The sequence below is a fragment of the Pantoea sp. ME81 genome (genome assembly GCF_903970985.1).
In the GTDB taxonomy this organism is placed as follows: Bacteria; Pseudomonadota; Gammaproteobacteria; order Enterobacterales; family Enterobacteriaceae; genus Pantoea; species Pantoea communis.
Map to the genome: position 1 here is coordinate 22507 of NZ_CAJCKS010000020.1, position 24464 is coordinate 46970.

Sequence of the window (24464 nt, forward strand, 5' to 3'; positions counted from 1 at the left end):
CACCGTGCGCATCTGTCAACGAATCGCATCCCCTAAGCCAAATACCGGCAGATACATGGCAATCACTAACGTCCCGACAATTCCACCGATCACGATCATCATCAAGGGTTCGAGCGAAGCCGCCAGTGCATCAGCCCGCATCAGCGTTTGTGCTTCATGCCACTCCGCTAATCGTGCCAGCATGACATCCAGCGCCCCCGCTTCCTCACCGACACGGATCAGTTGTGCACAGAGCGCGGTGAAAAGCAGATGATGCTGCATAGCCTGATGCAGTGGTAAGCCGCCAGCGATATGCCGCTGTAACGCGATAATCGCTTCACGCCACAGTGGCGATCCCAGCGTGACCTCAACGGCTTGCAGACTTTGTAATAACGTGAGTCCAGCCTGCTGCGTTAATTGCAGGATGGCGTAAATCTGGCTGAGCTGACCACCGCGCCAGAGTGTTGAAAGCAACGGCAGACGCAATAGCCAGCGATGAACACGTATTTGCCAGTGCACAGAACCACGGTAAACCCACCTTGCGCCGAACAATAAGCACATTATCGTTATCGCCAGGGGGAGCGCTGCCTGTTGTAAAAACGCTGACAGACTCATCACGGCGGCGGTGAAGGCGGGAAGGGGGGCATCAAAACTGGCATACACGGAGACAAATTCGGGCAGCACAAACAGCAACATGCCCGCACTCACCGCCAGCGCCACCAGCAAGATAAACAATGGATAGCGCAGAGCTTTAACCACTTTCTGTCTCAAGTGCTGTTGCTTGCTTTGCTGTAACGCCAGCTGGCGACAGCATTCATCAAGCTGACCGGTGAGTTCACCCACTTCCATTAATGCCGGAAACAGCGCGGGGAAGATCTGCGGCCAGGCGCGAAGTGCAGATGAAAATGCCTCTCCGGACATTACCCGACGTTGCAATTCATTAAGCAGTTCGCGCCAGCCAGCATGGGGGTGCCCCTCAGCCAGCAACGTCAGACTCTCCGCCAGCGGCAATCCTGCCTTGAGCAAGGTCGCCAACTGGCGAACAAGGTCAATTTTGTGCTGCCATTTCCAGTCACGCGTGCGCCAGCATTGCCCACGCTGCCAGCTAACCGGCAGCATACCGCGATCTGAGAGTTGCTGCAGGAGCACTTCCTGACTGGCAACTAATGAGGTTCCTTGCCGTAACGCGCCCAGCGTGTCCAGCGCCTGCCAGCGATAATGGTAGAGATTAGCCATCCTCCAATCCCACAACCCGCTGAACTTCTTCAAAGGAGGTGTCACCGCGACTCACCGCCTCCAACCCGGCGGCGAGCAGGGTTTTCATCCCGCCTTCATTGGCCAGTGAGATGATGTGCTCCAGCGGCATATCGGCTGAAATCGCGTTTTGTAACTTGTTACTCATCGGCAGCACCTCAAACAACGCCAGGCGTCCGTAATAGCCCGAGAAGCAGTGGTCACAGCCTGGCGCGCGCCATGTTTGTAAGGTGCCAGGCCAAATGCTGTGTGGCAGATGTGCCAGGGCTTGTGCTGGCTGGCGGCAGTGCTCGCAGAGCCGTCGTACCAGACGCTGCGCGATGACTAACTGTAATGCCGGGCCGAGCAGGTAACCGGGAATATCCATCTGTCGCAGACGCGTGAGCGTTTCCGCCGTCGAATTGGTGTGCAATGTTGATAGCACCAGATGTCCGGTCTGCGCCGCTTTAACGGCAATGCTGGCCGTTTCGGCATCGCGGATTTCACCCACCATAATCACATCCGGATCCTGTCGCAGCAGAGCCCGCAGTACACGGTTAAAATCGAGCCCGCTACGCGGTTGGATTTGCGTCTGGTTAATGCCCTCTAATGGAATTTCAACGGGATCCTCTACACTGCAGACATTTTTATCCGGCACATTCAGAGCGCTTAATCCGCTGTAGAGAGTGAAGGTTTTACCGCTGCCGGTAGGCCCGGTAACCAGTATCAGTCCCTGAGGTTTAGCCAGCGCGTGCTTCAGTAACCGGAGTTGGGTAACCGGCATGCCGAGTTTATCCAGTGCGATCGCGCTGTTTTCACTTTGCAGCAGTCTCACCACGGCTTTCTCACCGTGACTAATGGGTAAAGTAGAAAGGCGAAATGCGGCCTGTTGATCGTCAAGGTTCAGTGTGAATTGCCCATCTTGTGGCAAGCGACGCTCGGCGATATCCAGCCCGCCGAGGATTTTCAGTCTGGCAAGCACCGCAGCCGTAGGTGCATCTGGCAAATGTGACAGTTTGTGCAAGACGCCATCAATACGTAATCGGACGCGTAACCCCTGCTGCTGAGGTTCAAAATGCACGTCAGAAGCACGGCGTTGGATCGCCTGGCGCAAAATCTGTTCAACGGCATTAATCGCTGTTTCGGTAGCGGCCGGTTCGTGCAACGTCGCCGAGTCATCAGGGTTGTGCAGGAGTTGCTCCAGTCGTGCCGCTGGCCAGCACTCGACTTCGACTTTGCACTGACTGGCGAATTGCAGGGCTTCCAGCAGCAGCGGATCGGGCGTCTCGGCTACTGCGACGCGCAGTGATGTGGCGTCATGCTGAAGCATCACCGCCTGGTAACGTGCGCATAAGGTCTGGATCGGGGTATTGGGCTGTGCCATCAGTGAGTGTCCTTATCGGTGAAGCGGAACTGTTCAAGACAGCTGTCGCGCAGACTGGCATTGGTGCTGGTGCAACTGCGTTGCCAGTCCAGCGTGCCTTCCGTGGTGTTCCAGATAGGTGTCATTTCTACACTCAACCCGGTAAGACTCTCCTGACCCGTTAAGGTGATGGCGCCATTCACGACGGTTAGCGAGGCCACATAGCGTGAACCTTTGGCAGCAGGAATGCCGCCTGCACCCGCCTGGCATTGAGTGGGGCCGCCACGTTCAATTGCGCAGAGTTCCACGGCGGTTTTATAAGGCACCATGGTTTGCAGCATGTCAGTCAGCGCGGCGCGTTGTAGATAATTTTGGTAGCTGGGCAGGCCAATAGCACTAAGAATGGCCACAATGCCAATCACTATCATCAATTCGATGAGGGTAAAACCTTGTTGTCTATCCATTATTCAGCTCCTTGTTGTGGAGCGGCTAAGGTAGAAAACGGCGTTTGAAAGCGATAGTGAGACGGTTTAACGCTGGAAGGCAGGATGTAATGAATCGCCGCGTTTGCAGAAGAAGTATCAGTAAACAGGAAGATAACTCACAAACCGCCGCGGAGATGCGGCGGTAAGAGGAGAGAAATTAGTGTTCGCGAAAACGCATGGAGAGATCCATGGCACGCACATGCTTGGTCAAAGCGCCCACCGAAACGAAGTCGACGCCCGTTTTAGCTATCTGCGGCAGTGTTGCTTCCGTGACGTTACCAGAGACTTCCAGCAGGGCACGTTTGTCGGTGAGAAGGACGGCTTCATGCATCATCTCGAAGCTAAAGTTATCTAACATGATAATGTCGGCACCGGCATCAATCGCATCCTGCAGTTCCTGCATGCTCTCTACCTCTACTTCAACCGGTACATCGGGAGCCAGCCACAGCGCTTTCTCAACGGCTTTGCGTACCGAACCGCTGGCAATAATATGGTTTTCTTTGATCAGGAAGGCATCGGAAAGACCCAGCCGATGGTTACTGCCGCCACCACACAATACGGCATATTTCAGCGCTGTGCGTAGGCCAGGCAAGGTTTTGCGCGTATCCAGCAATTGCGTTTCGCTGCCGTCGAGCAAGTCGACATAACGACTCACTTCCGTGGCCACGCCGGAAAGGGTTTGGACGAAATTTAATGCAGTTCGTTCAGCGGTTAACAGCAGCCGGGCCGGACCTTTTAACTCGAATAGCAACTGGTCAGCTGCGACATTTTGACCCTCTTCAACATGCCAGACAATCGTGACTTTATTGCCAAGCTGGATAAACACTTCCTGCACCCAGCGTTTACCACAAAAAACACCGGCTTCACGCGTGATGATCTGTGCTTCGGCCTGTTTATCTTCCGGTAAGAGCAGGGCGGTGATGTCACGGTCAGCATCCACCTCACCACCCAAATCCTCCCGAAGTGCGCGCGCAACGGCTTCGGGGATGTCCTGCTCAATACGCTTAATCAGTTCCTGACGACGATGATCGGGATCGTAACGACGCGATGCCATGCTTATGCCACTCCATTAATCGGATTTAACTGCGCTCACCTTAGCCTGATTTATAGCCTATTGCCAGTCGTGATAGCCGAAATGTTTAGTATCCTTAACACTGTTCGCCATTCGCATTAAGTCACAAGCCGAAAAGGGGAAACATGTTATTCTCAGCCTGATTTAGCCTGGGATTTAGAACATGAAACTGGAAGATGGCTGGATTACCAGCGCGCGCAAAGTGCCCTCGCCGCACTTTAACCAAAGACCGGAAAATGAAATTCCCTCGTTGCTGATTATTCATAATATCAGTTTGCCGCCGGGTGAATTTGGTGGCCCGTGGATTGATCAACTGTTTACCGGGACCTTGCCGCCGGATGCTCACCCCTATTTTGCCGATATCGCGCAGCTGCGCGTGGCGGCGCACTGCCTGATTCGTCGTGATGGTGAGTTGGTGCAGTATGTTTCGTTTGATCAGCGTGCATGGCATGCCGGTGTGTCGCAATTTGCCGGGCGAGAAAACTGTAATGATTTCTCGATGGGCATTGAGCTGGAAGGCACGGATACGTTGCCGTATACCGACGCGCAGTATAAGACGTTAAAAAAGGTCACGGCCTTGTTGCTTAAGCACTATCCGCTGACGCTGGAACGCATCACCGGACACAGCGATATCGCGCCACAGCGCAAAACCGATCCAGGCCCCGCATTTGACTGGATACGCTATAAAGAGTCTATCAGGCAGGAGAATCCCTGAAACAGCAGGAGCAGGTATGACGTTGTTTAGCTTGTTATTAGTGTTAGGTTGGGAACGCCTGTTTAAATTGGGTGAGCATTGGCAACTGGATCATCGTCTGGAGCCGCTGTTTCGCGGACGCCAGCGATTTTCACTGCTGCGCACGTTGGTGATGACCCTCATCGCGATGCTGATCGTCTGGCTGTTGGTGTGGAGTCTGAAAGGCATTCTGTTTGGCGTGGCACAACTGGCATTCTGGATTGTGGTGGGCTTGCTGTGTATCGGCGCAGGTTCTGTGCGTCTGCACTATCATCGCTACCTGAAAGCCGCCAGCTACGATGATGAAGCGGCGCATCAGGCCATGGCAGCGGAACTGACACTGATTCATGGTGTACCCGTTGAGTGCAGTGAGCGTGAGTTTTTACGTGAGCTACAAAATGCGCTGATTTGGATTAACTTCCGCTTTTACCTCGCGCCACTGTTCTGGTTTGTGGTCGGTGGCCCTTACGGACCGGTGCTGCTGGTGGGTTATGCCTTCTTGCGTGCCTGGCAAAGTTGGCTGGCAAAACACCATTCTCCACTGGAGCGCGCGCAGTCAGGTGTAGACAGCATACTGCACGTGCTGGACTGGATCCCGGTGCGACTGGCAGGTGTGGCTTATGCGCTGTTAGGCCACGGAGAGCGGGCACTGCCTGCGTGGTTTGCCTCGCTAAGCGATCGGCATCGTTCGCAATATCAGGTGCTGACCAGTCTGGCGCAATTCTCGCTGGCGCGCGATCCGCATATGGATAAAGTGGAAACGCCACGGGTGGCCGTGGCGCTGGCGAAGCGGATATCGTTAGTGCTGGTGGTTGTGGTCGCGTTGCTGACCATTTACGGCACGCTGGTGTGATCGGCAGGCGGTACACCGAAATCTGGTGTGCCGTCTTCGCGCCATTCAATGTACTTCAGTCGTGTATGGCGGTTCGGATCCCATAACGGGTCGCCTTCAATTTCCGTGTAATTCCGCGCGTGATACACCAGCACGTCCCTGCCGTTTTCTTCCCGCGTAAAGCTGTTATGCCCCGGCCCATACTGCTGATTTTCCCAGCTGGTGGTGAAGACTGGACGCGCAGATTTCTGCCAGGCAGTGCTGTCGAGCGGATCGGCCATCATGTCGATGCTGAGCATTCCCAGGCAGTAATTCTCATCAGTTGCGCTGGCGGAATAGGTGACAAACAGCCGATCGCCGTGATGAATAACTGCTGGGCCCTCATTGACGCTAAAGCCTGCGCACTCCCACTCATACTCCGGCCGGCTGAGCATCACCGGTGCGCTTTTCAGCGTCCAGGGATTAAGCAATTCCGCGAGATAGAGATTGGAATTACCCGGAATAGCGGGATCCTTCTGTGCCCACAGATACCAGTTTTTGCCCTGATGCACGAAATGCGTCGCATCAAGCGAGAAAGAGTCGATTGGGGTAAACACTCGGCGAACAGGTTGCCAGTGGCCGGAAAGCGGATCGCTGTCATCACACACCAGCGCATACATGCGATGCTGAAACAGGCCATCTTTGATGTCGCGCGTTGGGGCAGCAGCAAAGTAAATCACCCATTGTCCATTGATGTGATGCAGTTCCGGCGCCCAAATCAACGCACTGAATGGTCCGGTTTCGGGTTTACGCCACACCGTCACCGCTTCCGCCTCAATCAGGCCGTTCAGCGTGTCGGCGTGACGAATTTCGAGTCGGTCATACTCTGGCACCGATGCCACGAAGTAGTAGCCTTCGCCATGACGCAGGATAAATGGATCGGCGCGTTGGGTAATAAAGGGATTTGGCCAGCTCATTTGATCTCTCCAGGTTGCGGGGTGACAGTCAGGGAGGCAGGGGATAATTCAAGTGCGTTGGCACGGCGTAGCGCAAGATCATCCTGAATGATGCGCATGAGTTTGCGATCCACCTTCAGCAAGCGCACCACACCGGCGGTGATCAGATAGCCGACACCGGGAATCACGGTAAACAGCAGCATGATGCCGTTGATGGCCGAAGGCTGTTGCTGTTGAGCGCTTGCGTCATACCCATAGATAGACAGCAGGAAACCGACCATCGCGCCAGCCACAGCCAGGCCGACTTTCAGGAAGAACAGATTGCCGGAGAAGCTCATACCGGTGATACGTTTCCCCGTTTTCCATTCACCATAATCATCGACATCCGCCATCAGCGACCAATGCAGCGGTGACGGGATTTGATGCAGGATATTCAGCAGGAAGTAGGCGACGACAACCGCCACAGTCGCATGAGGATCAATCCAATAGAAACCGCACGAGAAGAGTGCCAGCGCGATATTGGTCCAGAAAAACACCTTCAGCTTGCACCAGCGGTCGGTGAGTATTTTTGCCAGGGTGCTTCCGAACATCATGCCAATCACACCGAGGCTAATAAACAGCGTGGCAAAGTGTGTGGATTGTCCCATTACCCAGGTGACGTAATACATGGTGGCAGCCATGCGGATAAAGCCGGGGCAGACATTGCAAAACGTCAGCAGCAAGATGCGCACCCACTGATCGTTCTTCCAGACATCGCGCAGGTCTTTCTTCAGATCGTCATTACTGGGCGCGGCTGGACGGATACGTTCGCGAACCGTGGCAAAACAGAACAGGAACATCACCAGGCCAATCAGTGCCAGCACGCTCATCGCCATTTGATACCCGCGCGCTTTGTTGTCACCGCCAAACCAATCGGCCATCGGCAGCAGAGAGAGCGACAGAATCAGCGTCGCTACGCCCACCATCACAAAGCGATAGGATTGGCAGGAGACGCGCTCACCGGGATCGTTGGTAATCACACCGCCCAGTGAGCAGTAGGGAATATTGATCGCGGTATAGGTGAGAGACATTAAGAAGTAGGTGACAAAGGCCCAGATGACTTTGTTCTCATAGCTCCAGTCTGGCGTGGTGAACATCAGCACACTGAACAGCACATAGGGGACGGAAACCCACAGTAGCCACGGGCGAAAACGTCCCCAGCGGCTTTGGGTACGATCGGCGATGGCGCCCATAATGGGATCGGTGACGGCATCCAGCACGCGAACAGAGAGCAGCAGCGTGCCAACCAGCGCGGGTGCGAGGCCAAACACATCGGTGTAGAAATAGTTAAGGAAAAGCATGATCGCACCGCCGATCATATTACATCCGGCATCGCCCATGCCATATCCCAGTTTCTCTCTGAATGAGAGCGCTGCGCCTTTCATTGTTCGTCTCCCGCGAAAAGGTGAGACGAAATTATCAGCGTTAAATCAGTAACCTGCTGGGGAATAATTGGTCACGTAGATGGACAAAACAGGTGGGCGCAGAAAAGTGTGAGGCAGATCAGGAATGTTGCCCGGCGCTGACGAGCCGGGCAAGAGCATACATTAGGCTTTTTGCACTTTATTTTTGATGGTGTAACCCACTGCCAGGATAATGATCCAGACAGGAATCAGCCATACAGAAATCGCCATACCCGGCGTCATCGCCATGATGACCAGTACGGCCGCCATGAACGCGAGGCAGAGCCAGTTACCAAACGGATAGAGCACGGCTTTAAAGCGCGTGGTCACACCCTGCTGGTCTTTCTTCTTACGGAATTTCATGTGCGCGAGGCTGATCATCGCCCAGTTGATCACCAGCGCAGAGACCACCAGTGACATCAGCAGGCCAAAGGCTTCGCCCGGCATCAGGTAGTTGATCAGGACGCACAGCGCTGTGGCTACTGCAGAGACCAAAATGGTTGCCACTGGCACGCCGCGTTTATCAACATTGAGCAGCGCTTTAGGTGCATTACCCTGCTGCGCTAAGCCGAACAGCATACGGCTGTTGCAATACACGCAGCTGTTGTAGACCGACAGCGCCGCCGTCAGGATCACCACATTCAACGCGTTGGCGACGAAGGCATCACCCAATTCGTGGAAGATCAACACAAACGGGCTGGTCTCTTCGGTGACGCGCGTCCATGGCAGCAATGACAGTAACACTGCCAGTGAACCAATATAGAAAATCAGGATACGCCACAGTACCTGGTTAGTGGCTTTCGGGATGCTTTCTTGCGGATTGTCAGCCTCAGCCGCCGTGATACCCACCAGCTCAAGACCACCAAACGAGAACATAATGATCGCCATCATCATCACCAGGCCGGTCATACCGTGTGGCAGGAATCCACCCTGGCTCCACAGGTTAGTGACGCTGGCCTGCGGACCGGCGTTGCCGCTGAACAGCAGCCAGCCGCCGAACAGGATCATGCCGATAACCGCGACGACTTTGATGATCGCGAACCAGAATTCCATTTCCCCAAACACTTTTACGTTGGTCAGGTTAATGGCGTTGATGACGACGAAGAAGATCGCCGCACTAGCCCAGGTCGGGAATTCGGGATACCAGAATTGGATGTATTTACCGACGGCACTCAGTTCAGCCATGGCAACCAGGACATACAGCACCCAGTAGTTCCAGCCAGAGGCGAAACCGGCAAAGTTGCCCCAATACTTATAGGCGAAGTGGCTGAAGCTGCCGGCAACCGGCTCTTCCACGACCATTTCACCTAACTGGCGCATAATCAGAAAGGCAATAAATCCTGCAATCGCATAACCGAGAATCACGGCCGGACCGGCCGATTTAATCACTGATGCGCTACCCAGAAACAGGCCAGTACCCACGGCACCGCCCAGCGCAATCAGCTGAATATGGCGATTTTTCAGGCCGCGTTGCAGCGATTCGCCATGCTGTTGTTCCATACAAACCTCGTGATGTTGTTATTGTGCACCTGCAGTGCGCGCACTGTAAGGCTGTTTTACGCAATGTATTCTTTTCTTTACGGTATTTGGCGTGCTGTGTGCATGCTGAAACTACCATGGCGACCAGAATAGTGATAAGCGCGCCGCTTTGCACCTGCTTTTGCTTTTTGTGCTGAGAGATGGCTGAAAAAGCAGCACTATCCACTGGGTGTCGCTCGCGCTATTTCTGACATGAAAAATCAATAAACACGAATAGCTTTCCCTTATGGTTGCCTGTAAGGCTTAGGGCTAACTCAGTGTAAGGTTTGGTAAAAGTGAAATCTGTTAACAATTCACTTACGGAGCAAATATATGCCTTTATCACGGTAAGTTAGCGCTCTGTAACAGCGATATACCCCGGAAGTGTGATGCCTGCCATATAGACACAAGGTGAATACTTTGTTACTTTACGGGCACCATTTTTCAATTGGTATTACCAATTTACTCCGGACGTTTTCACAATAAGAAGGGAAGATGGCTTACAGTAAAATTCGCCAACCCAAGCTCTCCGATGCAATCGAGCAACAGTTGGAGTCTCTCATTATGGAAGGGACGCTCCAGCCAGGTGAAAAGCTTCTCCCCGAGCGCGAACTGGCGAAACAGTTTGATGTCTCACGTCCATCCCTGCGCGAAGCGATTCAGAGCCTGGAAGCCAAAGGCCTGCTGCTGCGCCGTCAGGGCGGTGGTACCTTCGTGCAAACAAATCTCTGGCAAAGCATGAGCGATCCCTTAGTCAGCCTGCTTGCCGAACATCCAGAATCCCAGTTTGACCTGCTGGAAACCCGTCACGCGCTGGAAGGTGTTGCTGCCTATTATGCGGCGCTACGTGGCACGGATGAAGACTTGCAGCGTATTCGCGACTGCCATGTTCACATCCAACAGGCGCAGGACAGCGGCGATCTGGATGCTGAAGCAGATGCAGTGATGAAGTATCAGATCGCTGTCACAGAAGCCGCCCATAATGTGGTGCTTTTACATTTGCTGCGTTCCATGGGCCCTATGCTGGAACAAAACGTCCGTCAGAATTTCGAATTGCTTTACGCTCGCCGGGAAATGCTGGCGAAAGTGAGCGGTCACCGCGCCAGTATCTTTGAGGCGATTGTGGCTCGTGAGCCAGAACAAGCACGCGAGGCATCCCATCGTCACCTGGCGTTTATTGAGGAAATCTTGCTGGATAGAAGTCGGGAGCAGAGCCGTCGTGAACGCTCCCTGCGTCGTTTACAGCAACGTAAGGAATAACGCACGGCAACGAACGTGCGGACATAAACGACGGGCCTGTCTTACTTGTGCTGTGAACCAGAAGCAAAGCACAAGCAGACAGGCTCCTGATAATTCAACGTATTAGACACAGATAAGGAACACACCCCATGTCAGAACGTTTACAGAATGACGTGGATCCGATCGAAACTCGTGACTGGCTACAGGCGATCGAATCGGTCATCCGTGAAGAAGGTGTTGAGCGCGCGCAGTATCTGCTTGATCAGGTATTGAACGCAGCACGCAAAGGTGGCGTGAAAGTGGCTGGCGGTGCGTCGGCTATCAGTAACTACATCAACTCTATTGCTGTTGAAGATGAACCGGACTATCCGGGCAACACCTCTCTTGAACGTCGTATCCGTTCCGCAATTCGCTGGAACGCCATTATGTCGGTCCTGCGTGCATCGAAGAAAGATCTGGAGCTGGGTGGTCACCTCTCATCTTTCCAGTCTTCTGCCACCATTTATGAAGTGTGCTTCAACCACTTCTTCCGTGCGCGCAGTGATAAAGACGGCGGCGATCTGGTTTACTTCCAGGGTCATATTTCTCCAGGCATCTACTCACGTGCTTTCCTTGAAGGCCGTCTGACCGAAGAGCAGATGAACAACTTCCGTCAGGAAGTGCACGGTAAAGGTCTGTCTTCTTACCCGCACCCGAAACTGATGCCTGACTTCTGGCAGTTCCCAACCGTTTCAATGGGCCTCGGTCCATTGAACGCGATCTATCAGGCGAAGTTCCTGAAATATCTGGAACACCGTGGCCTGAAAGACACGTCTAACCAGACCGTTTACGCCTTCCTCGGTGATGGCGAGATGGATGAGCCAGAATCTAAAGGTGCGATCACCATCGCCACCCGTGAGAAGCTGGACAACCTGGTGTTCATCATTAACTGTAACCTGCAGCGCCTCGATGGCCCGGTTACCGGTAATGGCAAAATCATCAACGAGCTGGAAGGCATCTTTGCCGGTGCTGGCTGGAACGTGATTAAAGTGATCTGGGGCGCACGTTGGGATGAACTGCTGAAGCAGGACACCAGCGGCAAACTGATCCAGCTGATGAACGAAACCGTTGATGGTGACTACCAGACCTTCAAATCCCGTGATGGCGCCTACGTGCGTGAGCACTTCTTCGGTAAATACCCGGAGACCGCTGCACTGGTGAAAGACTGGTCAGACGAAGAGATCTTCGCCCTGAACCGTGGTGGCCACGATCCGAAGAAAATCTACGCGGCACTGAAAAAAGCGCAGGACACCAAAGGTCAGCCGACCCTGATCCTGGCACATACCATCAAAGGTTATGGTATGGGTGACACGGCGGAAGGTAAAAACATCGCGCACCAGGTGAAGAAGATGAACATGGATGGCGTTCGCTACATCCGTGATCGCTTCAACGTGCCAGTGGCTGACGATCAGATCGAAAGCCTGCCGTACGTGACCTTCGAGAAAGGTTCTGACGAGTATAACTACCTGCACGGTCAGCGTGAGAAGCTGGGTGGCTACCTGCCAACCCGTCAGGCAGAGTTCAGCGAGAAGCTGGAGATGCCAACGCTGGAAGAGTTCAAACCGTTGCTGGAAGAGCAGAACAAAGAGATCTCGACCACCATCGCGTTTGTACGTGCCCTTAACGTGATGCTGAAGAACAAGTCGATCAAAGATCGTCTGGTGCCAATCCTTGCGGATGAAGCGCGTACCTTCGGTATGGAAGGTCTGTTCCGTCAGATCGGTATTTACAGCCCGAACGGCCAGCAGTACACCCCGCAGGACCGTGAGCAGGTTGCTTACTATAAAGAAGACGAGAAAGGCCAGATTCTGCAGGAAGGGATCAACGAGCTGGGCGCAGGTTCATCCTGGCTGGCGGCGGCGACCTCTTACAGCACCAACAACCTGCCGATGATTCCGTTCTACATCTATTACTCGATGTTCGGTTTCCAGCGTATCGGCGATCTGATGTGGCTGGCGGGCGACCAACAGGCGCGCGGCTTCCTGGTCGGCGGTACCTCAGGTCGTACGACGCTGAACGGTGAAGGTCTGCAGCATGAAGATGGTCACAGCCACATTCAGTCGCTGACTATTCCGAACTGTATCTCTTACGATCCGTCTTACGCGTACGAAGTGGCGGTCATCATGCAAGATGGCCTGGTACGTATGTACGGCGAAGCGCAGGAAAACATCTACTACTACATCACCACGCTGAACGAAAACTACCACATGCCTGCGATGCCGCAGGGTGCGGAAGAGGGTATCCGTAAAGGTATCTACAAGCTGGAAACCGTAGACGGTAGCAAAGGCAAAGTACAGCTGCTGGGTTCAGGTTCTATCCTGCGTCACGTGCGTGAAGCGGCACAGATCCTGGCGAAAGACTATGGCATCGGTTCTGATGTCTACAGCGTCACCTCGTTCACCGAACTGGCTCGTGATGGCCAGGATTGTGAGCGCTGGAACATGCTGCATCCAACCGAAGCCCCACGCGTCCCGTACATCGCTCAGGTGATGAACGAAGCGCCAGCTGTTGCCTCAACCGACTACATGAAGCTGTTCGCAGAACAGGTTCGCAGCTACGTACCTTCAAGCGATTATCGCGTACTGGGTACCGATGGCTTCGGTCGTTCAGACAGCCGCGAAAACCTGCGTCACCACTTCGAAGTGGATGCATCGTATGTTGTGGTTGCAGCGCTGGGTGAGCTGGCTAAACGCGGCGAAATCGATAAGAAAGTGGTGGCAGAAGCGATCACCAAATTCAGCATCGATGCCGATAAAGTTAACCCGCGTCTGGCTTAAGAGGTAAGAGAGTAATGGCTATCGAAATTAACGTACCGGATATCGGGTCAGACGAAGTTGAAGTCACCGAAATCCTGGTGAAGGTGGGCGACAAAGTTGAAGCTGAACAGTCGCTGATCACCGTGGAAGGCGATAAAGCCTCGATGGAAGTGCCTTCGCCACAGGCTGGCGTAGTGAAAGAGATTAAAATCTCTACCGGTGACAAAGTGAATACCGGTTCGCTGATCATGATCTTTGAAGCCGAAGGCGCAGCGGCTGCTGCACCAGCGGCAGAAGAGAAAAAAGCGGAAGCGGCTCCTGCTCCGGCGGCTGCGGCCGTCAGCAAAGAGGTCAACGTGCCAGACATCGGCGGTGATGAAGTTGAAGTCACTGAGATTCTGGTGAAAGTGGGCGATAAAGTTGAAGCTGAACAATCTCTGCTTACTGTTGAAGGCGACAAAGCTTCAATGGAAGTGCCAGCACCGTTCGCGGGCGTGGTGAAAGAGATCAAAATCGCCACCGGCGATAAAGTGAATACTGGCTCGCTGATCATGATCTTCGAAGCAGAAGGTGCTGCACCGGCTGCGGCCCCAGCGGCGAAGCAGGAAGCGGCTCCGGCTGCAGCCCCTGCTGCTGCGGGTGGCGCGAAAGACGTCAACGTGCCAGACATCGGCGGCGATGAAGTTGAAGTCACCGAAGTGCTGGTCAAAGTGGGCGACAAAGTCACCGCTGAGCAGTCACTGATTGTGGTTGAAGGCGACAAAGCGTCAATGGAAGTGCCTGCGCCATTCGCCGGTACGGTGAAAGAGCTGAAAGTCTCTACCGGCGATAAAGTCAGCACCGGTTCACTGATCATGGTGTTCGAAGTAGAAGGCGCTGCGCCTGCTGCTGCGGCACCTGCGGCGAAACAGGAAGCGGCTCCGGCTCCAGCGGCAGCGAAACCTGCTGCAGCGCCAGCAGCAAAAGCTGATGCGAAAGGTGAGTTTGCTGAAAACGACGCTTACGTCCACGCTACCCCGGTGATTCGTCGCCTGGCGCGCGAGTTCGGTGTCAATCTGGCGAAAGTCAAAGGCACCGGCCGTAAAGGTCGCATCCTGAAAGAAGACGTACAGTCTTACGTGAAAGATGCAGTGAAACGCGCAGAAGCAGCGCCGGCTGCTGCAGCGAGTGGCGGAAGCCTGCCGGGTCTGCTGCCTTGGCCGAAAGTGGACTTCAGCAAGTTCGGTGAAGTGGAAGAAGTGGAACTGGGCCGTATCCAGAAAATCTCGGGTGCGAACCTGAGCCGTAACTGGGTAGTTATCCCGCACGTTACGCACTTCGACAAGACTGATATCACCGATCTGGAAGCGTTCCGTAAACAGCAGAACGCCGAAGCGGAAAAACGTAAGCTGGATGTGAAGTTCACCCCTGTGGTGTTCATCATGAAAGCCGTTGCCGCTGCGCTGGAGCAGATGCCGCGTTTCAACAGTTCACTGTCTGAAGATGCACAACGCCTGACGCTGAAGAAATACATCAACATCGGTGTGGCGGTTGATACGCCAAACGGTCTGGTGGTTCCAGTGTTCAAAGATGTGAACAAGAAAGGCATCACTGAGCTGTCGCGTGAGCTGATGGCGATTTCTAAGAAAGCGCGTGATGGCAAACTGACCGCTGGCGATATGCAGGGCGGTTGCTTCACCATCTCTAGCCTTGGCGGCCTGGGCACCACGCACTTCGCACCTATCGTGAATGCGCCAGAAGTGGCGATCCTCGGTGTGTCTAAGTCTGCGATGGAACCGGTGTGGAACGGTAAAGAGTTTGAACCGCGTCTGATGATGCCAATCTCTCTCTCCTTCGACCACCGCGTGATCGACGGTGCTGATGGTGCGCGCTTTATCACCATCATCAACAACACACTGTCCGACATTCGCCGTCTGGTGATGTGAAGTTAATCAAGGCCGGCAAATGCCGGCCTTGTTGTAAGCATTCGGAGTTGCCGCGGTTGGCAGTTTATTAACAATTCTGTAAACTCTTGCGGTGAAATGTCCCGGTGGATTTAGGGCATGCAGAGCCTGGGATAGGCTCTACGTCTGGCCGCCGGCAATCTAATAAGAGGTCATGATGAGTACAGAGATTAAAACTCAAGTCGTGGTACTTGGGGCAGGTCCTGCAGGTTACTCTGCAGCCTTCCGTTGCGCTGATTTAGGTCTGGAAACCGTAATCGTTGAGCGTTACAGCACCCTCGGTGGTGTTTGTCTGAACGTAGGCTGTATCCCGTCAAAAGCGCTGCTTCATGTTGCGAAAGTGATCGAAGAAGCCAAAGCACTGGAAGAGCACGGTATCGTGTTTGGCCAGCCGCAAACTGACATCAACAAGATCCGTACCTGGAAAGAAAAAGTTATCACCCAACTGACTGGCGGTCTGGCCGGTATGGCGAAAGGCCGTAAAGTGAAAGTGGTAACCGGTCTGGGTAAATTCACCGGTGCTAACACCCTGGTGGTGGAAGGTGAGGGTGGCGCAACCACCATCAACTTCGACAACGCGATTATCGCTGCAGGCTCGCGCCCGATTGAGCTGCCATTCATCCCACACAACGATCCACGCGTGTGGGATTCAACCGATGCGCTGGAACTGAAAGAAGTGCCTAAGCGTCTGCTGGTTATGGGCGGCGGCATCATCGGTCTGGAAATGGCCACCGTGTATAACGCGCTGGGTTCAGAGATCGATGTGGTTGAAATGTTCGACCAGGTTATCCCTGCTGCCGATAAAGACGTGGTGAAGGTCTTCACCAAACGTATCAGCAAGAAATTCAACCTGATGCTGGAAACCAAAGTCACTGCTGTTGAAGCGAAAGACGATGGTATCTACGTGTCAATGGAAGGCAAAAAAGCCCCGGCTGAAGCGCAGCGTTATGACGCAGTGCTGGTGGCGATTGGCCGTGTGCCAAACGGTAAAGGCCTGGATGCGGGTAAAGCGGGCGTGGAAGTGGACGAACGTGGGTTCATCCGCGTCGACAAACAGCTGCGTACCAACGTGCCACACATCTTTGCTATCGGCGACATCGTCGGTCAGCCAATGCTGGCGCACAAAGGTGTGCACGAAGGCCACGTCGCGGCAGAAGTGATTTCAGGTCTGAAGCACTACTTCGATCCGAAAGTGATCCCTTCTATCGCCTATACCGAGCCAGAAGTTGCCTGGGTAGGTCTGACCGAGAAAGAAGCGAAAGAGAAGGGCATCAGCTACGAAGTCTCCACCTTCCCGTGGGCTGCTTCTGGCCGTGCAATCGCTTCTGACTGTGCAGACGGTATGACCAAACTGATCTTCGACAAAGAAACTCACCGTGTGATCGGTGGCGCGATTGTCGGCACCAACGGCGGCGAGCTGCTGGGTGAAATCGGTCTGGCGATCGAAATGGGCTGTGATGCAGAAGACATCGCACTGACCATTCACGCGCACCCAACCTTGCATGAGTCAGTTGGTCTGGCGGCAGAAGTGTTTGAAGGTAGCATCACTGACCTGCCAAACCCGAAAGCGAAAAAGAAATAATTTTTCGTGCTAAATAAAGAAACGGCTCCTTAGTGGAGCCGTTTTTTATTACGGGTTCTATTTAATTGAATCGATAAATAAGGCGCTGGAGCTAACGCATAAGCCCTGCCGGAAATAGCAGGGGCGAACCCCTGCTATTGAAGCGTTACTGCCTGACTTCGTAAGCCATTACCGCAGATAATTCAGCAGTGAATACCTTGAATCGTAATTCACAGAGTGTATTGCGATTCACCAGGCACAATACAAATAGCATGAGCCCGCCGATAATCAGCTTGCTGAATGATAACTTCATAATCACTTACTCCTTGCATTAGCAGGAGCAAGCAACTACCCTAACATTGCTTAGGTGTTTTGGGTAGTTGCCTGCTCGTGCGGTTGATGAAAATTGACCGCATGAGTTTCTCACTCCACAATCCACCTCAATTGATATTGCTTGAGGCAGATTGCCTCAAGCGCCCGCAGGCAGTCTACGCGATTTATTTCTTATTTCACGTCTAATTTAGCTTTAATTTTAATTAAATTCCCCAGTTTTATCGTTAATCTTTAATTAAAGATATTAAGTGTTCATGTAATTAATTATTGATATCTTTAATCCAATCAATAAAATTCCTGAGCGGTGCAGAAAGGTATTTCCTGCTGGGATAATAGAGCCAGAATCCTTCTTCAATCTGAGTATACTCAGTAAGTATTTCAAGTAATTCCCCTCTAGCCAAAGCAGCGTTGACCGCGTCCTGATGTAAAAAGGCGATTCCTAATCCGGCACATGCCGCTTGCAGAATGCGCTCATTATTGTCCAGCACCAGTGAGCCTTTTACCGCCACTTCCTGCTTGCGCCCGTCTTGCCAAAATTCCCAACGATAGCGACGTCCGCTCGGAAAGCGCCGCTCAATACAGGGAAACTGCAACAATTCTGCCGGGAACTGCGGAACGCCATGTTGAGCAAGAAAAGCCGGGCTGGCCACCGCCAGTGCGCGCATCGGCTTGCCAAAGGGCACTGCGATCATATCCTGCGCCAGCACATCGCCATAGCGTACGCCTGCATCAAAACCACTCTCAACGATATCTACCAACGCGTCATTGCTGTCGATCTCCAGCGTAATCTCCGGGTAGCGTTGCACGAACGGTAAAATGACGGATTGGAAAAACAGCGCCTCCGCCGAACGCGGCATGCTGATGCGCAACACGCCACGAGGATCGCGACGCCAGTCATTCAGTTCATCCACCGCCTGTGAAAGATCGGCCAGCGCAGGCTGGATACGCAGCAAGAATCGCTCGCCGGCTTCGGTCAGCGCCACTCTCCGCGTGGTGCGGTGCAGCAGACGCACTCCCAGCCGCTCCTCAAAATTGCGCATAGCATGGCTCAGGCTCGAGGGCGTGACATTTCGCTCCTCAGCGGCTTTGCGAAAACTCAGATGCTGCGCGATAGCGGCAAACATCTCCAGTTCCTGCATTGATGCACGGTAGTTGTTCATTGCTGAATTCCACTCACTAAATCAACGAAAATCGCGCAATTGTTGCTGCGATTGCTGAGGTTTATAACATTAACACCGTAAGCGAAGAGGATAAATCAATGCAACAGCGTCAATTAGGCAGTCAGGGATTACAGGTTTCAGCGTTAGGATTGGGCTGCATGGGCATGAACTTTGCCTATGGTCAGAATGATGAAAAGCAAGCGTTGAATACGCTGGCGCGTGCATTTGAACTCGGCGTCAATTTCCTCGATACCGCTGAAGTGTATGGTCCTTTCACCAATGAGATGTTACTGGCGAAAGCGATCAAAGGCCGTAGCGATATCAAAGTGGCGACCAAGTTTGGTTTCCGCATTACCGATCATGGGGAGGGCTGGGAGCGCATTACCGGTGCCAATAGCGAACCGGCGCATATCCGCCGCGCCGTGGAAGGCTCACTTCAGCGCCTGGGTGTCGAAGCCATTGAATTGCTGTATCAGCATCGTCTCGATCCAGCCGTGCCGATTGAGGATGTGGTAGGCGTGATGGCGGATCTGGTGCGTGAAGGGAAGGTGAAGTATCTCGGTTTATCCGAAGTCTCATCCGCCACGTTACGCCGCGCGCAGGCGGTGCATCCGATTTCGGCCCTGCAGAGCGAATACTCTCTGTGGACGCGCGATCCGGAGCAAGAAATTCTCGCCACCTGCCGTGAGCTGAATATCGGATTTGTCCCTTACAGTCCGTTAGGCCGCGGCTTCCTCACCGGTAAATTCCCGGCGGCGACCACGCTGGCGGAAGATGATTTTCGTCGCTACCTGCCGCGTTTCCAACAGGACGCACAGGCGCATAACCAGAAGTTAGTGAATCAGCTTTCAGAGATGGCTGCAGGTTATGATGCGACAGCAGCACAACTGGCGCTGGCGTGGGTGCTGGCGAAAGGTGAGGATATCGTGCCGATCCCTGGTGCCAGTAAAATCGCCAATCTGGAACAGAACTGTGCTGCGGCCGCTCTCACACTTCATTCAGCCGATATTAAGGCCCTGGATACGCTATTCAATCCACAAAATATTCAGGGTGAGCGCTACAACGAAAGCGAATTCACCCTGATCGATCGCTAATTTTTAGCCCTTCAATCACAAAATGGCAGGCTCAGGTGGCCTGCTTTTTTGTGTGACCCCGCTCAAAATCCAGATAAATCTGCTAAATAACGCGCGGATGTTGCTTTTTTGTAAACAGATTAACAATCAGCCGAAATGCTGCTATGCTGGCCGACGCGGAACCGGGCACCTCACCCTACTGTTTGACAGCTCAAGGGGTGTACCGGAAAGCTATACAATGAGAGCGAGGAGAACGTCGTGCTAGAAGAATACCGTAAGCACGTTGCCGAGCGTGCTGCCCAGGGAATCGTACCTAAGCCGTTAGATGCTTCCCAAATGGCCGCGCTGGTTGAACTGCTGAAAAACCCGCCAGCGGGTGAAGAAGAATTCCTGACCGATCTATTGGTCAACCGTGTACCCCCAGGTGTTGATGAAGCGGCTTATGTAAAAGCTGGTTTCCTGGCAGCTGTCACGAAGGGCGAAGCCCTCTCTCCTCTGGTTACTCGCGAAAAGGCAGTTGAACTGCTGGGCACCATGCAGGGTGGCTACAACATCCATGCCCTGATCGAAGCGCTTGACGATGAAGCACTGGCTCCGATTGCCGCTGAAGCCCTGTCCCATACGCTGCTGATGTTCGATAACTTCTACGATGTCGAAGAGAAAGCGAAAGCGGGTAACCCCCACGCGAAGAAAATTATCCAGTCCTGGGCCGATGCTGAGTGGTTCCTGAAGCGTCCTAAGCTGGCTGAAAAAATCACCACCACCGTGTTTAAAGTGACCGGCGAAACCAACACCGATGACCTCTCTCCGGCACCGGATGCATGGTCTCGCCCGGATATTCCACTGCACGCACTGGCGATGTTGAAAAACCCACGTGATGGTATCGAACCCGACGATGCCGGCAACATTGGGCCGATCAAACAGATCGAAGAATTGCAGAAAAAAGGCTTCCCGCTGACCTACGTCGGTGACGTGGTGGGTACCGGTTCTTCCCGTAAATCTGCCACCAACTCGGTGTTGTGGTTCATGGGCGATGACATTCCGTACGTGCCAAACAAAAAAGGCGGCGGTCTGTGCCTCGGCGGTAAAATCGCACCGATCTTCTTCAACACCATGGAAGATGCGGGCGCACTGCCGATCGAAGTGGATGTTGACCGTCTGAACATGGGCGATGTGATTGACGTTTACCCGTACAAGGGTGAAGTGCGCAATCATGAAACCGACGAACTGCTGGCGACCTTCGAGCTGAAAACCGAAGTGCTGCTGGATGAAGTGCGTGCCGGTGGCCGTATTCCACTGATCATTGGTCGTGGCCTGACCACCAAAGCACGTGAGTCTCTGGGGCTGCCGCACAGCGATGTGTTTGTGAAAGCCAAAGACGTTGCAGAGAGCACCCGTGGTTATTCATTGGCGCAGAAAATGGTTGGCCGTGCCTGTGGCGTTGAAGGTATCCGTCCGGGTGCCTACTGTGAACCTAAAATGACCTCTGTAGGTTCTCAGGACACCACCGGTCCAATGACCCGTGATGAACTGAAAGACCTGGCGTGCCTCGGCTTCTCATCCGATTTAGTCATGCAGTCATTCTGTCATACCGCAGCCTATCCTAAGCCGGTTGACGTGACCACGCACCACACCCTGCCTGACTTCATTATGAACCGTGGCGGTGTCTCACTGCGTCCGGGTGACGGCGTTATCCACAGCTGGCTGAACCGTATGCTGCTGCCAGATACCGTGGGTACCGGCGGCGATTCACACACCCGTTTCCCAATCGGTATCTCCTTCCCGGCAGGTTCTGGTCTGGTGGCATTTGCTGCTGCGACCGGCGTGATGCCACTGGATATGCCTGAGTCGGTACTGGTGCGCTTCAAAGGCGAAATGCAGCCGGGCATTACCCTGCGCGATCTGGTTCACGCCATCCCACTGTACGCCATCAAAGCGGGTCTGCTGACTGTTGAGAAGAAAGGGAAGAAAAACATCTTCTCTGGCCGCGTGCTGGAAATCGAAGGTCTGCCGAAACTGAAAGTGGAGCAGGCATTTGAACTGACCGATGCGTCAGCTGAGCGTTCTGCAGCGGGCTGTACCATCAAGCTGGATAAAGAGCCGATCATTGAGTATCTGAACTCAAACATCGTGCTGCTGAAGTGGATGATCTCCGAAGGTTACGGCGATCGTCGTACGCTGGAGCGCCGTGTAGAAGGCATGCAGAAATGGCTGGCGGATCCGCAACTGCTGGAAGGCGATGCGGATGCAGAATATGCGGCAGTGATCGATATCGATCTGGCCGAAATCAAAGAGCCAATCCTGTGTGCACCAAACGATCCGGACGATGCGCGCTGGTTGTCTGATGTGCAGGGCGAGAAGATCGATGAAGTGTTCATCGGTTCTTGTATGACCAACATCGGTCACTTCCGTGCAGCGGGTAAACTGCTGGATGCGCACAAAGGCCAACTGCCAACCCGTCTGTGGGTGGCGCCGCCTACTAAGATGGATGCCGCACAGCTGACGGAAGAGGGCTATTACAGCGTCTTCGGTAAGAGCGGTGCGCGTATCGAAATCCCAGGTTGCTCACTCTGCATGGGTAACCAGGCGCGTGTGAAAGACGGTGCGACAGTGGTTTCCACCTCAACCCGTAACTTCCCGAACCGCCTCGGTACCGGCGCGAACGTGTTCCTGGCTTCGGCTGAGTTGGCTGCGGTAGCCTCGTTGCTGGGCAAATTGCCTACGCCAGATGAGTATCAGCAGTTTATGGTTCAGGTTGATAAGACGGCGGCAGATACTTACCGCTATCTCAACTTTGACCAGCTGGGTCAGTACACTGAAAAAGCTGACGGTGTAATCTTCCAGACCGCTGTTTAATCGGCGCGAAGGATGAAGAGGGGACGATGCGAATCGTCCCTTTTTTTATGCGTAAACCAATAGATCAAATAAATGACATTGTCATTTTTTAAAAATAATAAGTGATGGTCATCAATGATTGTGATTTTTAACACTCTCAATAATTATGTTTTAATTTTAATTATCGCGGTGAGTTAACACTGTTTGCGCATAATTATGTAAGCATATCGTTAATTATCATTTTACATCGGATAGGCTTTAATTTTTACCTAACGAAATAACCAAGCAATATGCTACTTAAAATGGATTTAAGTCAGCATTAATGCCAGAACTTAACGCAAATATAGCGAGTTGGCTTGTATTCAGATTATTCCGAATTCAATCCTTTCCAAATTTATCCCATCCAGTTATGTTTTAAAAAAGTGACACTTATCGCTTCGCTTAAAAAGCGGCTGAGTGCACTCAATCTGCGATATTAAATGATAAGTTCTTAACACTTGTATAAAGGGTGTGCGCTGTAAAATGCATCACAGTGTAAAAGTGTTTAATCATTTCCAGGTATCGCTATCTAAATCTATCCATTGCAATTGTGTGGGGGAAAAATGGAATTCAAATCCGCATTCTGTGCTTTATCGATGGCTGTTATCTGTAGTTCACCTTTAACCGTGCAAGCGGCAGGCACATTGACCGGGCAAGTGGGCATTCAGGTGGTCATCAGCGATGGCTGCACTGTCGGTAACAATGATTCCAGTGGCACCACCAATGACTGGGGTTCGATTAATTTCGGTACCTATGCCGATCTTGCCAATATCATTGATGGTAGCGTATTGGGATCGGATGGCAGCAGCAGTGTTACGGTCACCTGCACCAGCGGATTATCCCCTACGCTAACCTTAGATGGCGGGTTAAATGGCAGCAGTACGCTGCGCAACATGACTTCCGGTACCACTTTAATCCCTTATCGACTCTATTCTGACTCCTCCCGTAGCACGGAAATTGCCGTGAACGGCAGTGTGTCACTTTCCGCTGACGGAACCGCGCAGGATGTGCCGATTTACGGTCGTATTTTACCTTCAGACCAAAGCACCACGGCGCCAGCCTCAGGCACTTACGTTGATACCGTAACGGCGACACTCGCCTGGTAATAGCGCCATGGCGCGCTACCTTATCGCCGCTGGCTGGCTGCTGAGTGCATCACCCTGTTTCGCCAGCAGCACCACCGACAGTTTTCAGGTCACCGCCGAAATTACCAGTGGTTGTGCGTTTGGCAGTTCGGGCAGCAGTAGCAGCACGGATTTCGGCACGCTGGATTTTGGCACGATGTCGGCGATCAGCAGCAATATCGATGTGGCGAGCAGCAGTGGTGCGGGTTCGATTGTGGTGACCTGCACGCCGGGAACGGCCATCACTCTCGCACTGGACTACGGTGAAAATGGCGGAAGTTCCAGCTCGCGATACCTGAGCAACGGCAGCGCAACATTGGCGTATCAGCTCTATCAGGATGCGGCACACACCACGGTATGGGGCAGCGATTCCCTGGCCTACAGCGTGTCGTCATTTCCTGATAGCACACAAACTTACACTGTTTATGGACGCTTGTTTGCCACGGCTGGCTTACCCGCTTCTGGCACTTATAGCGACACCGTAACGGTCACACTGACCTATTGAAGATGAAAAAATGGCTCCTGATTGCTCTGTTTACGTTACAGAGTTCGCTGTTGCATGCCGCCAGTTCAGTGTTGGTCTGGCCGATTTTCCAGGTGATCGAAGCCGACCAGCACGGCAGTGCGTTGTGGTTAGAGAACCGTGGCAGCCAGCCAGTGCGCTTGCAGGTGCGTATTTTAGCCTGGCAGCAGCAGGCGTATCGCGACCTATACGCTGATCAGGGTGAGGTGGTTGCCAGTCCCCCCTTTACCACTATTCCGCCGCAACA

20 protein-coding genes are annotated in these 24464 nt (G+C 53.3%); 11 read left to right on the top strand and 9 right to left on the bottom strand.

What is annotated here, in order from left to right; genetic code table 11:
* Positions 1 to 15 precede the first annotated feature (15 nt).
* From hofC to nadC, 4 genes are all read right to left on the bottom strand, one after another.
* A complete protein-coding gene (gene hofC, locus H7A81_RS05825; protein ID WP_182056978.1) occupies positions 16 to 1215 on the bottom strand; it encodes a protein transport protein HofC in 1200 nt (399 codons plus the stop codon).
* The gene (gene gspE, locus H7A81_RS05830) at positions 1208 to 2596 is read right to left on the bottom strand and encodes a type II secretion system protein GspE (protein WP_182056979.1); all 1389 of its coding nucleotides are present in this window, start codon (positions 2594 to 2596) and stop codon (positions 1208 to 1210) included. Before gspE ends, hofC begins: the two co-directional genes overlap by 8 nt.
* Positions 2596 to 3039: a prepilin peptidase-dependent pilin gene (ppdD, locus tag H7A81_RS05835; protein WP_097118349.1), complete on the bottom strand. Its 444-nt coding sequence runs from the start codon at positions 3037 to 3039 to the stop codon at positions 2596 to 2598. Before ppdD ends, gspE begins: the two co-directional genes overlap by 1 nt.
* A 178-nt stretch (positions 3040 to 3217) precedes the next feature.
* Positions 3218 to 4114: a carboxylating nicotinate-nucleotide diphosphorylase gene (gene nadC, locus H7A81_RS05840; protein WP_166934063.1), complete on the bottom strand. Its 897-nt coding sequence runs from the start codon at positions 4112 to 4114 to the stop codon at positions 3218 to 3220.
* 181 nt (positions 4115 to 4295) lie between these two features.
* On the opposite strand from nadC, the gene ampD reads away from it, so the two are divergent.
* The gene (ampD, locus tag H7A81_RS05845; protein ID WP_045816802.1) at positions 4296 to 4847 is read left to right on the top strand and encodes a 1,6-anhydro-N-acetylmuramyl-L-alanine amidase AmpD; all 552 of its coding nucleotides are present in this window, start codon (positions 4296 to 4298) and stop codon (positions 4845 to 4847) included.
* A gap of 16 nt (positions 4848 to 4863) precedes the next feature.
* Complete coding sequence (gene ampE, locus H7A81_RS05850) at positions 4864 to 5718, top strand: beta-lactamase regulator AmpE (protein WP_182056980.1); 855 nt, start codon at positions 4864 to 4866, stop codon at positions 5716 to 5718.
* Here ampE and H7A81_RS05855 read toward each other — a convergent pair.
* From H7A81_RS05855 to aroP, 3 genes are all read right to left on the bottom strand, one after another.
* Positions 5700 to 6653, bottom strand: coding sequence for a family 43 glycosylhydrolase (locus H7A81_RS05855; RefSeq protein WP_182056981.1), 954 nt, complete (start codon positions 6651 to 6653; stop codon positions 5700 to 5702). The two genes, ampE and H7A81_RS05855, sit on opposite strands and share 19 nt — an antisense overlap.
* Positions 6650 to 8056, bottom strand: coding sequence for a glycoside-pentoside-hexuronide (GPH):cation symporter (locus H7A81_RS05860; protein WP_182056982.1), 1407 nt, complete (start codon positions 8054 to 8056; stop codon positions 6650 to 6652). The genes H7A81_RS05855 and H7A81_RS05860 overlap by 4 nt, the downstream gene beginning before the upstream one ends.
* A 162-nt stretch (positions 8057 to 8218) precedes the next feature.
* Positions 8219 to 9574, bottom strand: coding sequence for an aromatic amino acid transporter AroP (gene aroP, locus H7A81_RS05865; protein WP_182056983.1), 1356 nt, complete (start codon positions 9572 to 9574; stop codon positions 8219 to 8221).
* A gap of 513 nt (positions 9575 to 10087) precedes the next feature.
* On the opposite strand from aroP, the gene pdhR reads away from it, so the two are divergent.
* The 4 genes from pdhR to lpdA all read left to right on the top strand — a co-directional run bounded on the left by pdhR (position 10088) and on the right by lpdA (position 17151).
* Complete coding sequence (gene pdhR, locus H7A81_RS05870; protein WP_034829622.1) at positions 10088 to 10852, top strand: pyruvate dehydrogenase complex transcriptional repressor PdhR; 765 nt, start codon at positions 10088 to 10090, stop codon at positions 10850 to 10852.
* A gap of 128 nt (positions 10853 to 10980) precedes the next feature.
* Positions 10981 to 13647, top strand: coding sequence for a pyruvate dehydrogenase (acetyl-transferring), homodimeric type (gene aceE, locus H7A81_RS05875; RefSeq protein WP_034829620.1), 2667 nt, complete (start codon positions 10981 to 10983; stop codon positions 13645 to 13647).
* Between the two features lie 14 nt (positions 13648 to 13661).
* Positions 13662 to 15551 (top strand): pyruvate dehydrogenase complex dihydrolipoyllysine-residue acetyltransferase, encoded by a 1890-nt coding sequence (gene aceF / locus H7A81_RS05880; protein ID WP_160833534.1) that lies wholly within the window; start codon positions 13662 to 13664, stop codon positions 15549 to 15551.
* Positions 15552 to 15726: 175 nt separating this feature from the next.
* Positions 15727 to 17151, top strand: a complete 1425-nt coding sequence (gene lpdA / locus H7A81_RS05885; RefSeq protein WP_182056984.1) for a dihydrolipoyl dehydrogenase — start codon at positions 15727 to 15729, stop codon at positions 17149 to 17151.
* Between the two features lie 145 nt (positions 17152 to 17296).
* Here the strand turns inward: lpdA and H7A81_RS27950 are convergent, their stop codons facing one another.
* Positions 17297 to 17443, bottom strand: coding sequence for a Hok/Gef family protein (locus H7A81_RS27950; RefSeq protein WP_166934069.1), 147 nt, complete (start codon positions 17441 to 17443; stop codon positions 17297 to 17299).
* A 280-nt stretch (positions 17444 to 17723) separates the two neighbouring features.
* A complete protein-coding gene (locus H7A81_RS05895; RefSeq protein WP_182056985.1) occupies positions 17724 to 18623 on the bottom strand; it encodes a LysR family transcriptional regulator in 900 nt (299 codons plus the stop codon).
* A gap of 98 nt (positions 18624 to 18721) precedes the next feature.
* Here H7A81_RS05895 and H7A81_RS05900 point away from each other — a divergent pair, with 98 nt between their 5' ends.
* From H7A81_RS05900 to H7A81_RS05920, 5 genes are all read left to right on the top strand, one after another.
* Complete coding sequence (locus tag H7A81_RS05900; protein ID WP_182056986.1) at positions 18722 to 19717, top strand: aldo/keto reductase; 996 nt, start codon at positions 18722 to 18724, stop codon at positions 19715 to 19717.
* A 237-nt stretch (positions 19718 to 19954) separates the two neighbouring features.
* Complete coding sequence (gene acnB / locus H7A81_RS05905) at positions 19955 to 22552, top strand: bifunctional aconitate hydratase 2/2-methylisocitrate dehydratase (protein WP_072017054.1); 2598 nt, start codon at positions 19955 to 19957, stop codon at positions 22550 to 22552.
* 581 nt (positions 22553 to 23133) lie between these two features.
* Positions 23134 to 23676, top strand: coding sequence for a spore coat U domain-containing protein (locus tag H7A81_RS05910; RefSeq protein WP_160833530.1), 543 nt, complete (start codon positions 23134 to 23136; stop codon positions 23674 to 23676).
* A 7-nt stretch (positions 23677 to 23683) separates the two neighbouring features.
* Entirely contained in the window at positions 23684 to 24199 is a 516-nt protein-coding gene (locus tag H7A81_RS05915) for a spore coat U domain-containing protein (protein WP_182056987.1), read from the top strand.
* A 2-nt stretch (positions 24200 to 24201) separates the two neighbouring features.
* Positions 24202 to 24464, top strand: a 263-nt coding sequence (locus H7A81_RS05920) for a molecular chaperone (protein ID WP_182056988.1), incomplete at its 3' end; no start/stop codon positions are given.